Source organism: Pseudactinotalea sp. Z1739 (assembly GCF_049725055.1).
Lineage (GTDB): Bacteria > Actinomycetota > Actinomycetes > Actinomycetales > Beutenbergiaceae > CALKWS01.
Genome location: NZ_JBMPQA010000005.1, coordinates 229320 through 240806 on the forward strand (window position 1 = coordinate 229320; position 11487 = coordinate 240806).

Sequence of the window (11487 nt, forward strand, 5' to 3'; positions counted from 1 at the left end):
GGTCACGGCGCCTGCATCCTTCCGCCGGCCAGCGCGCGCTCGGCCCACTGAGCCAGCCGGGCGCGGTCGACCTTGGCGTTGTGCCGCACGTCGGTGGGCAGTTCCGGTACCCGCAGCACAGCGGCCACGGTCAGGCCGCATCGGGCGCGCACCGCCTGGCGCACAACCCGCGTCAGGCCCGGGGTGGCCAGGGCGGGGGCGGCGCCGGCGTGCCGATCGATCTGCGGATCGGTCTCCAGGACGACGACGACGTGCTGGGTGCCCGCGGGACCGACACCGACGGCGGCCGCCCGTTGCACCCCCCGGATCTGCTGCGCGGCGTGCTCGATGGCCACCGGGGTCACCACGCCCCCGGCAGTACGAATGATGTGGGCCAGGCGACCCTCGATCCATAGCCGGCCGCGTGCGTCCAGGTGCCCGACATCCCCGGTGCGGTGCCAGCCGGCATGGTCGGCGCCGGCGGCCTGGGTGGCCCACAACTGGTCGTAGGTGCGCTTCAGGTGGGCTGCGGTGACCAGCACCTCACCGGTGATGCCCGGTGCGGTGGTGGCATCGCCGGTGGCGGCGCCGTCGTCGTCCAAGGGAATGATCCGGGCCAGCGCCCCCGGGACGGGGTGGCCCACACAGCTGCCGCCACCGGCACCGGTGACGCCGGCCGCCTCGTCCTCGGCAGCGGCTTGCAGACCGGTCAGGTCGATGTCGGTGAGGGGGAGCACCTCCGTCATGCCGTAGGGGGTGTGGGCCGAGGCATTGGGCATGATGCGACCGACCTGCGCGAGCAACTCGGGGGCGATCGGCGCACCGGCGGACAAGAACAGTTCCACCCCGGCCAGGGCACTGCGGTGCGTTTCGGTGAGGTCGGCAGCGGTGCGGAGCACGTTCGTCAAGGCGGCCGGGGAGGTGAAGACCGCGGTCGCGTCGCTGGCGGCGACGGCGTCGGCCAGCGCGGCGGCGGTGAGCGTGGCCGGGGCGACCACGTCCATGTCCGGGGTGATCGCCGCGGAACCGAGCGCGGTACCGATCAGGGCGAAGGGGGCGAATCCGACCACGAACGCCGAGCCCGGCCCCAGGTCATAGGTGGTGGCGAGCGCATCGCGCATGGCCGCCAGCCGGCGGTGGGTGTAGGTCACGCCCTTGGCCGGTCCGGTGGATCCGGAGGTGAACAGGATCGCCGCATCATCCTCCGGGTCCGGCTCAGCGGGCAGCGTGCCTCCGTGCTGCTCGATGCCCGCCCCGCGGGCGATCAGGTCGGCCAGGCCGGTGCGGGCACCGAGGGCTCGGTGCCGTGGTGTGGTGTGCCCGGTGGCGACCCGCCGGCCGGGCCACCCCAGCAGCCGTGCGCCGGTCAGGGCGCGGTCGACTCCGATGAGCCACTGCGGGCCGGCGCCGCGCAGGGCGCGGCTGATACCGCGCAGGCCCAGGCCCTGGTCGGCGAGCACGGCGACGGCTCCCAGACGCAGGCACGCGAACAGTGCGGTGGTCAGGTCCACACCCGGAGTGATGAGCAGGCTCACCCGCTGACCGGGGCGCACCCCGAGGTCGGCCAGTCCCAGCGCCAGGTGGCGCACCCTGGTCGCCAACTCCTGCCAGGTCACCGTCTCGGTACCGGCCCGGGACAGGGCCAGGACCGCGGGCTCGGCGTCCTGGCCCCGTTCGTCCAGGACCGCGGTGAGGCGGCGGAGCCGGGGCGGGGCGGCGTCAGCGCTGCCGTCCGCGGCGGCGTTGTTCCCGGCCGCCGTGTGGCGCGTGGGGGCGCCGGTACCGGTCTCGGTGGGGCCGGTGCTGGTGGCGGGTAGGCGTTCGGCGAGCCAGCGAACCACGGTGCCGGCCACATCGGCGTCCTCGGGCAGCAGATGCCCGGCCCCTTCGAACCGGTGCACGTCGGCCTGGGGCAGCCGGGCGCGCAGGTCGCGCAGGTACCGCTCGGCGAAGACCGGATCTCGCGGCCCCCACAGCAGCAGCGCCGGGACGGTGAGCGCTGCGGTTCCGGCGGCGATCGTGGTCAACGCGTCGTGGGAGGGATGGCGGGGGTCCGCCGGGATGTCTGCGACGAAGTCGGCGATCGCGTGCCGGTCCCGGGCGTTGGCGTAGGGCGCGAGGTAGGCACCGGTGACCTCCTCGGGGAGCGTGCGCTGGGCCAGGGCAAGGGTGGCGCGCAGGAAGGTGCGGGTGCCGCGGGTGGCCCAACGATGAATGGCCGGGTGGCCCGCCAGGCGCAGCAGGGCGGGGATCGTGCTCGCCTCGTGGTCGTGATGGATGGCGGTGTTCGTCAGGACGACCCCGGCCAGCAGATCGGGGTGCCGGGTCGCCCAGCCGAGGGAGACCACCCCGCCCCAGTCGTGACCGACCGTCACCACCGGTCCGGCCAGTCCCAGGTGGTCGGTGAGGGCACCGAGTTCACTCACCCGGTCGGCCAGTCGGCGCATGCGCCCATCGCGCTGGGACCAACCCATCCCCAGCTGGTCCACCGCCACCACGCGCCACCCGGCGCCGGCTCCCGAGGTGAGCAGTTCGCGCCACAGGTAGGACCACGTCGGGTTCCCGTGCACGGCCAGCAGCGTGCCGCGCGCGGGTCCGCCCAGGTCGGCGATGTTGTCCAGCACGTGCCAGGTCACCGGCGAGGTTGCTGCGGTGCCGGGCACGGTGATGTGCCTGCTCCACCCCGGGGCGATACCGCGCAGGTCCGAGATGCTCACCACCGCAGCTCGAGCATGGCGGTGTTCAGGCCGGATCCCACACCCATGCACAGCACCCGGTCACCGGGAGCGAGGTCGGCGGCCTGCGCGGCCAGGGTCATCGGTAGCGAGGCCGGTCCGACGTTCCCCCAGTGGTTGAACGTGATCGGCACCCGCTCGGCCGGCAGCTCGATGGCGTCGATGATCGCCTGCGTGTACGGGGTGGAGATCTGGTGGGTGATGTACCGGTCCATCCCGTCCCACTGGAAACCGGCCCCGTTGTTGGCCTCCTCCCAGGCGGCCACCACCAGCGGCAGTCCACCCTCGAGCAGGCCCTTGGTGTCGGTGAACATCCCTTCCAGGTTGCCCACGCACAGGCCATGGTGCTCGGTGGCGGCGCGGCTGACTCCACCGACGATGCGATGGCCGTTCGGATGCAGGTCGGTACGGCCAAGAACCGCCGCCGCCGCTCCGGAGCCCAGGGTGAGGGAGGCGAACTCGCGGCGGTAGTCCTCCCGGGTGGCCTCCGGCCGCCCGAGCCGGGCCAGGGTCCGCTCCTGGGTGGCGCGGGTGTCCTCGCTGTTGACGATGACGGCGTAGTCGATCTGGCCGGCGTCGATCATGGTCGCCGCGAGCATCATGCCGTTGACGAAACCGAGGCAGGCGTTGGCGATGTCGAAGTTCATCGCCGAGGACGGCAGCGACAACTCGTGATGCACCCGTACCGCGACCGAGGGCTCCAACTGCGTGCGGGTCACCGAGGTGTTCACGAGCAATCCCACCCCGGCCGGGTCGACACCGGCTTCAGCGATCGCCTTGGCGCCCGCTTCGATCGCCGGGTCGTCGAATCTGGTTCCCTCCTCCCACCAGCGCCGCTCGGTCACGCCGGAGATCCGCTCCAGCATGTTGTCCGGAAGTCGCAACCGCTTACGGGTGGTCGCCAGGTGTTGCTCGAAGCGGGCGGAGGGTATCCGCACCGGTGCTTCGATATGGGTCACCGACAACACGGAGGTGTTGCGGTATCGGAAGTTCGCGTTCTTGCCTGTCACGACTTGAACCTAACTGCTCAAGCACCGGCGCGCTCGCAGGGATCGGTCAGCGGCACCGTGCGGTCACTGTCGTCGACCGTCTCAGAGGGTGCCGAAGCCCACCTTGCGCTGCTCGTCGCCGCCGAACTCCACGAAACCGAGCGCGGCCACCGGCACGATCACCCGGCGGCCCTTGCTGGTGGTCAGGTCCAGGGCCGCGCCCGGGTCGCTCTCGGCCTTTGTGAGGGCCTTGTGCACGGATTCGGCCACTTCCTCGGCATCCTCCGACACGTCCAGGGTCAACTCTCGTGCCACGTTCCTGACTCCGATCGTGATCTCCACGTGTCCTCCTTCTGTGCGGGTCGGCCTGAACTTCCCCCATCGTAGGCGCCACCGGGCCCGGCGGTGACCGCAGCACGGTGACGGTGGCGACCACGGGAGGGGGTGCGCCGAAGGTGTCCGAGCACACCCCGGGGTCGAGACTTCGACGAAGGTTTGCCAGTATGGAGGTCATGCGTCGAGCGATCATCGTCCTCTGCGCCCTGCTGGGCGCAGTGCTGCTCGGTGCCCAGTCGCAGTCGATCGGGGCCGCACTGGTCGACGAACCCGACCCCTGGCCGACCCCGAGCGGCGATCCGGGGGGACCCGATGGGGTGTACGGGCCCAGGTTGCCCGCCCTCGAGGATCGGCTGCGTCCCGGCGACGCCTCGGCCGGGCTGCTCAGCCGGGTGGTACCCCAGTCCGGATCCGGCGAGTTCGATGCCGCCCGGATCGCCGAGGAGGTTCCGGAGGACGCCGTCGAGGAGTCCGTCGATGTGCTGACGGTCGACATCGAGGTGGAGCGTGACCTGGCCATCGACCTCGAGCGGTTCGCCGACTTCGTGGTGACCACCCTGAACGACGAGCGCGGCTGGTCGGCGCAGATGGACGTCGCCTTCGCCCACGCCGGCGCCGGGACCGAGGCGGACCTACTTGTGCGGCTCGCCACCCCCGACACGGTCGATGACCTGTGCGACCCGTTGCCCACCGGCGGCGAGTACTCCTGCGCAACCCCGGACGGGGCGGTGCTGAACGCGTTGCGCTGGGCCGAGGGTGCCGAGACCTTCAGCGAAGCCGGGGAAAACCGGACCGAGTACCGGCACTACCTGGTCAACCACGAGGTGGGGCACCTACTCGGTCACGGTCACGCGCAGTGCCCCGCGCCGGGCGAGCCGGCGCCGGTGATGGTGCAGCAGTCGATCACCCTGGACGGGTGCGAACCCAACGGGTGGATCGTCCCGGACTGATCTGCCCGCGGCCGGTCCGGCGATGTCGGATCGAGATGATGGGATGGGGCCATGTCCTCCCCGGTGTTCACTCGTGCCGCCGTCGGCTCCGGCGTGCCGAGCCTGGACGTCTCCCAGCGCCGTGTCGCCCGGGCGGTGGCCGACGGCGGGCGGCACGTCGTGCACGGTGCGCCGGGCTCGGGCAAGACGCACCTGGCGGTGGCTCTGACGGTCACCGCAGCGTTGGCGGGGGAGCGACCCATCCTGCTGGTGCCCACCCGCACCGGCGCCGCGGACCTTCGCACCGAGGTCACCCGCCGGATCGGCCGCACGCTCGATGAGGCGGTGGTACGCACTCCGGCGGCCCTGGCGTTCGCGATCCTGCGGCTGCGCGCCAGTCACCTGGGCGAGCCGGCACCCACGCTGATCTCCGGACCGGAACAGGACCAGGTGCTCGCCGAACTGCTCGCCGGGCACGCCCAGGGGGAGGGCCGCCCGGCGACCTGGCCCGAGGGTGTGGGCCCGCAGACCTGGGGACTGCAGGCCTTCCGTAACGAACTGCGCGACGTGCTGATGCGCGCCGCCGAGGCGGGCCTCAGTGGCGCCGAACTGAGTGAGCTGGGCCGCTCCCGCGACCGGCTGGAATGGGTGGGCGCCGGACAGGTCCTCACCGAGTACACCCAGGTGATGGCCCTGGGTCAGATCACCCCGGACCGTGGCGCGCGGTATGACGCGGCCGGGATCGTCGACGAAGCCGTCAGTGCCCTGCTCACCTGGGATCGGGACCTGCCCGGGGTGGACCGGCCGAGGTGGTCCCTGGTGGTCCACGACGACTACCAGGACGCGACCCTGGCCACGGCCCGACTTCTGGGGGCGCTGGGTGACGACGGCGCCGGCCTGGTCGTCCTCGGTGACGCCGATGCCGCGGTGCAGTCCTTCCGCGGTGGCGTGCCGGCGCTCCTGTCCACTGCGGCCGCACCGCCGCCCCGACCCGGCGGCGCGGACTCGGCCGCATTCGCCGCGGACGCGGCCTGGGGTGCGACCGAGCATGTGCTCGACCGGGTGTGGCGCCACGGTCAGTCGGTGCGGGACTCCGTGCGCCGACTCACGCGCGCGCTACCGGTACTAGCGGCCGGCGTCCGCCGGGAGGCTCCGGGGCAGGACGATCACGCAGACCACCCACCGCGCGGGTTGCGCACAGCCGTGTTGGGCAGTCCGGCGCAGGAGGTCGCATTCGTGGCCCGCCAGTTGCGGGTTGCGCGGCTGCATCACCGGGTGCCGTGGTCACAGATGGCGGTGGTGGCACGCTCCAGTGCCCAACTGGGGTCGATCCGGCGGGGTTTGCGTGCCGCAGGAGTGCCGCTGGCGGTGGCGCCCGCGGACCGGCCGCTGCGTGAGGAACCCGCGGTCCGCCCGCTGTTGGCGGTACTCCGCACCGCACTGGCCGGGGAACTGGACCTGCCCACCGCCATCGACTTGCTGAGCAGCCCGATCGGGGGCCTGGACCCGGTGACGCTGCGGGGGTTGCGGCGGTACCTGCGCGCCCGGGAACGCCAGGAGGGGGGAACCCGCAGTTCCGCCGAGGCGCTTCTGGATGTGCTGTCCGATCCTGACTCCGCGGGCGAACTGCCCGCCCGGTATCGTCGCGGTCCCGCCGGGGTGGCCCGGGTGCTGAGCGCTGCCCGGGATGCCGTGACCGATCCCGAGGCAACCGCGGAGACGGTGCTCTGGGCGGCATGGGAGGCCACCGGGCTGGCGGGCATCTGGCAGCAGCAGGCGCTGTCCGGTGGCGTCGGCGCGGACCGGGCTGACGCGGACCTGGACGCGGTGCTGGCACTGTTCCGAGCGGCTGAGCAGTTCATGGACCGCACCGCCTACTCCTCCCCGGGCGCGTTCGTGGAGCATCTGATGGCCCAGGACTTCCCCGCGGACACCCTCGCCGCCCGCGGCCACCAGGCCGAGGCGGTGGCGGTGCACACCGCCGCCGGGGCCGCCGGCGGGCAGTGGGAGGTGGTGGCGGTGGTCGGTGTGCAGGAGGACGTCTGGCCGGATCTGCGGATCCGCGACACCCTGCTCGGCTCGGCGGACTTGGCCGACCTGGCCGCAGCACGTGAAGTGCGCGGGGAGGATGAGGCCACCCGGATGCGCCGGGCCCGCCGCGACGTCGCCGATGGCGAGTTGCGGGCGTTCATCTCGGCCTGTTCGCGCGCCCGGCGGCTGTTGTACGTGACGGCGATCCTGGACGAGGACGAGCGGCCCTCGATGTTCCTGGACCTGCTCACACCGGGCACCGATCACGAGACGACGGCGGTGCCGCCCCCGCTGGACCTGCGCGGGTTGGTGGGGCAACTGCGGGCCGCGCTGCGCCCGGTGCTCGCCGGCACCTCAGGGGTCGGCTCCGAGAAGCCGGCCCCGACACCCGCCGAGGTTGCGCAGGCCTCCGAGGCCGCGGCCGTACTGTCCCATCTGGCCGAGCACGGTGTCACCGAAGCCGACCCGAGCCGGTGGGGAGCCCTGTTCGCCCCCACCACCGAAGCCCCCCTCCTGGCGCAGGACCAGGTGCCCACCATCGGACCTTCGGCAGTGGAGCAGATCACCACCTGCCCGCTGCGGTGGGTGTTGACCCGTAACGGCGGTGAACCCGGAGTCTCCGACGCTCAGCAACTCGGCAACCTCATCCACGAGATCGCGGCCGCCCACCCCGACGGCGATGAGGCCGGCATGCGGCAGATGCTGGAGCGTCGCTGGCCCGACCTCGGCCTGGCGGAGGGTTGGATGGCCACGGCGCAGCGTGCCCGTGCGGATTCGATGATCACCCGGCTGTGCGAGTACATGGCCACCCGGCCCGGCCCGGTGGACGTCGAAGTGGCCTTCACCGCAGAACTCGACCAGGTACGGCTCCGCGGCCGGGTGGACCGCGTGGAGCATGTGGGCCAGGGTCAGGTCAGAATCGTGGACCTGAAGACCGGCGCTACCGCGGAGTCGGTGGCGAAGGCCCGCACGAACCCCCAACTGGGCGCCTACCAGGTCGCCACCGAGGCGGGCGCGTTCGGCGATGTGGGCAGCGCGGGTGCAGCGCTGGTCTATCCCGGGACCAAGGCCAAGGCCGCCACCGTCCGCTACCAGCCCCCACTGGCCGAGGCCGAGGACCCGCGGTGGGCGCATCACCTGCTGGCCGATGCGGGCAGGATCTTGCGTTCGGGCACGTTCGAGGCCCGGCCGAACGAACACTGCCCGCGCTGCCCGGTGCGCTCCTCCTGCCCCGCCTTCCCCTCCGGCGCCCGGGTGGAGCCGGTCCGATGACGACGGCGCAGGTCGCCTCGGCCGGTGCGGTGCCGGTGACGCACAGTGCTGCCCGGATCGCCCGACTGCTCGGCCACCATCCGCCCACCGCCGAGCAGGCCCGCATCATCGAGGCACCCCTGGAACCCCTGCTGGTAGTCGCCGGAGCCGGCTCCGGCAAGACCGAGACCATGGCTGCTCGGGTGGTCTACCTGGTCGCCAACCGGCTGGTGCCACCGGGCTCGGTGCTCGGGCTGACGTTCACCCGCAAGGCCGCCGCGGAACTATCGCAGCGGATCCGCAGCCGGCTGCACGAACTATCAGAAGCCGGTGTGGGCCCGGGCGTGAGCCTGGAGGATCAGCCACGGATCGCCACGTACAACTCCTACGCGGCCAGCCTGCTCACCGACCACGCCCTGCGCATGGGACTGGACCCCGACGTCCGGCTGATCAGCGACGCGGGACGGTTCCAACTGGCCGAACAGATCGTGCGTACCTGGCCGCGGGACCTGGAGACCGGCTACGCGGGCAGCACGGTGGTGGACGCCGTCACCTCCCTGGCTGCCGAGCTGGCCGAGCACGGGCTGGAGCCGGCGGAGACGGCGAAGGAACTGCGGGCCCAGGCCCAGGACCTGCTCGCGGTCTCGGGCAAGATGGTCAGGGAGGTCAGCGACATCGCCGCATCGCTGGACCTGCGCGCCCGACTGATGGAACTGGTGGCCGAGTTCGGCGCACGCAAGGAGCGTGAGGGCGTCGTGGACTTCGGCGACCAGGTGCGGATGGCGGCGCGGATCGCCCGGGCCGTCCCCAAGGTCGGGGCACTGGAGCGCACTCGGTACCCCGTGGTGCTCCTGGATGAGTACCAGGACACCTCGGTGGCACAGGTGCAGTTGCTCACCGCCCTGTTCGGTGGCGGCCACCCGGTCACCGCGGTGGGGGATCCGAACCAGGCGATCTACGGGTGGCGCGGGGCAGCGGCCGGAACCCTGCTGTCCTTTCCCGAGCACTTCCGGGCCGGCGACGGGCAACCGGCCGCGGTCACCCCGTTGAGCACCGCATGGCGCAACGACACCGCGATCCTGTCGGTGGCCAACCGGATCGCCGAACCACTGCGCAGCGGCGCCGCGGCCACCATGGTACCGCCGTTGCGCCCCTCCCCGGCAGCAGGTCGCGGCACTGTGCTGGCCCACTGCACCGAGACGGTGGAGGAGGAGGCCGCCCGGATCGCGCAGGTCCTCACCCGGCACTGGTCCGATGACCCCGAGGCCCCGGCGACGGCGGCCGTGCTGTGCCGGAAGCGCTCCCAGTTCCCCCTGATCGAGGAGGCGCTGCTGGCCGCCGGGCTGCCCTGCCAGGTGGTGGGCCTGGGAGGGCTGCTGGCCACTGCGGAGGTAGCCGACATCCGTGCGGCCCTCATTGTGGCGCACGACCCGTCCCGCGGCGATGCGATGATGCGCCTGCTCACCGGCCCCAGTGTGCAGTTGGGTGCGGCGGACCTGGCCGTGCTGTGGGAGTGGGCCGCCGCCCAGACCCGGGGCCGGCCCGAGGAGTCCGGGCAGGCGGCGCAGCCGCAGGCCGATCAAGTTCTGGAAGCCGACGAGCGCTCGAGTCTGGTCGAGGCGGTCGACCGGTTGCCCCGGGGCACCTGGACCGATCGCCACGGCCGTACCCTGAGCGGGAAGGCTCGGGAGCGGCTGCGCCGGTTGTCCGGGCAGATCCGGCGGATCCGGGCGCTCACCCACCTGGACATGGCCGAACTGGTCACCACCACCGAGCAGATCCTGGGCCTGGACATCGAGGTGATCGCGCACGTACCCGGTTCCGTCGCACACGCCCGGCGCAACCTCGACGCCTTCACCACCGCGGCGGCCTCCTTCACCGGGGGCACGGAGGAACCCGGCCTGGGCGCCTTCCTGTCCTACCTGGATGCGGTGGAGGAGGAGGAACGGGGACTGGGCCTCATGGTCGCCGAACCCGACCCCACGGCCATCCAGATCATGACCGTGCACGCCTCCAAGGGCTTGGAGTGGGACACCGTGGTGGTGGCGGGCCTGAACACCGGTGACTTCCCCACGCTGGCCCCGAACAAGGACGCTCACTACCTGAACCCCGGGTGGCTGACCAACGTCCGCGCCCTGCCCTACGGCTTGCGCGGGGACCACGACTGGTTGCCGGACCTACCGATCCAGGGCGCCGGCACCATCGAAGAGCTACGGCAGGCGCGCACGCAGTTCTGCCACGAGGAGGGCGAGCGGCTGCTCGACGAGGAGAGGCGGCTGGCCTACGTCGCGATGACCAGGGCCAGACACGTGCTGATCCTGACCTCCTGCTTCTGGGGCACCCGCAAGAGGGTCTCGGTCCCCTCGCCGTTCCTGAAGCCACTGGTCCAGGACGGTCTCGCCGATCCCGGCCCGAACTGGCCCACGGCAAGCGCGCACCCAGAGAACCCGCGCACCGACGCCGACCAGGTCGCGACCTGGCCCCGACCCGCCCACGCGGTGGCCACCGCGTGGGAACAGATCTGGGACGGCGCTGATCAGCGGGAGCAGTCCGTGCCCACCACCTCCCAGGCCGGCCGATGGTGGGCCGACGCCGAACTGCTGCTCGCCGAGCGGGACGCCGTCGACCCGGCCCAGGTCACGATGCCCGAGCACCTGTCGGCCTCGGCGATGGTGGAACTGGCCCGGGACGCGCCGCAGTTCTGGCGCCACCGCCGCCGCCCGGTGCCGCGCCGCCCCAGCGGGTCCGCCCGGCGCGGCACCCAGTTCCACGCCTGGGTGGAGCAGTACTTCGGGGCGCGCACACTGCTGGACTGGGAGTTGCTGCCAGGGGCGGAGGAGGAAGGGCCCGATCAGGAACTGGCAGCACTGCGCCAGGCGTTCCTGGACTCCGACTGGTCCACCCGGACACCGGTGGCGGTAGAGGTCGACATCGAGATCCTGATCCGGGAGGTGGCGGTGCGCTGCCGCATCGACGCCGTCTTCCCCACCACCGACGGGGTGCACGTGGTGGACTGGAAGACGGGCGCCCCACCGCACGATGACGCCGCGCGCCACGCCACCCAGGTGCAGTTGGGCCTGTACCGCCTCGCGTGGGCGCGTCTGCACCAGGTTCCGATCGAGACCGTGCAGGCATCGCTGCACTACGTCGCCCAGAACCGTACCGTCGACGCCGCCGAACTCACCGAGGCCGAACTGGAGGATCTGCTCCAGCCCCCCGCCTGATGGGCGCGGCCGT

The 11487-nt window shown here is 72.3% G+C and carries 6 protein-coding genes; 3 read left to right on the forward strand and 3 right to left on the reverse strand.

Annotated features, from left to right (window positions below; translation table 11 throughout):
* Positions 1–2 precede the first annotated feature (2 nt).
* The 3 genes from ACO0LV_RS08815 to ACO0LV_RS08825 form a co-directional block, all read right to left on the reverse strand.
* The gene (locus tag ACO0LV_RS08815; RefSeq protein WP_424787517.1) at positions 3–2696 is read right to left on the reverse strand and encodes an alpha/beta fold hydrolase; all 2694 of its coding nucleotides are present in this window, start codon (positions 2694–2696) and stop codon (positions 3–5) included.
* Positions 2693–3724 (reverse strand): 3-oxoacyl-ACP synthase III, encoded by a 1032-nt coding sequence (locus ACO0LV_RS08820; protein ID WP_424787518.1) that lies wholly within the window; start codon positions 3722–3724, stop codon positions 2693–2695. Before ACO0LV_RS08820 ends, ACO0LV_RS08815 begins: the two co-directional genes overlap by 4 nt.
* 81 nt (positions 3725–3805) lie before the next feature.
* A complete protein-coding gene (locus tag ACO0LV_RS08825) occupies positions 3806–4045 on the reverse strand; it encodes a DUF3107 domain-containing protein (protein WP_424787519.1) in 240 nt (79 codons plus the stop codon).
* Between the two features lie 170 nt (positions 4046–4215).
* Between ACO0LV_RS08825 and ACO0LV_RS08830 the strand changes: the two genes are divergently transcribed.
* From ACO0LV_RS08830 to ACO0LV_RS08840, 3 genes are read left to right on the forward strand one after another with little or no spacing between them, the layout of a single operon-like run.
* A complete protein-coding gene (locus tag ACO0LV_RS08830; protein ID WP_424787520.1) occupies positions 4216–4989 on the forward strand; it encodes a DUF3152 domain-containing protein in 774 nt (257 codons plus the stop codon).
* Positions 4990–5040: 51 nt separating this feature from the next.
* On the forward strand, positions 5041–8271 hold the full coding sequence (locus ACO0LV_RS08835; protein ID WP_424787521.1) for a PD-(D/E)XK nuclease family protein: 3231 nt from the start codon (positions 5041–5043) through the stop codon (positions 8269–8271).
* Complete coding sequence (locus ACO0LV_RS08840) at positions 8268–11474, forward strand: UvrD-helicase domain-containing protein (RefSeq protein WP_424787522.1); 3207 nt, start codon at positions 8268–8270, stop codon at positions 11472–11474. Before ACO0LV_RS08835 ends, ACO0LV_RS08840 begins: the two co-directional genes overlap by 4 nt.
* Positions 11475–11487: the final 13 nt, after the last annotated feature.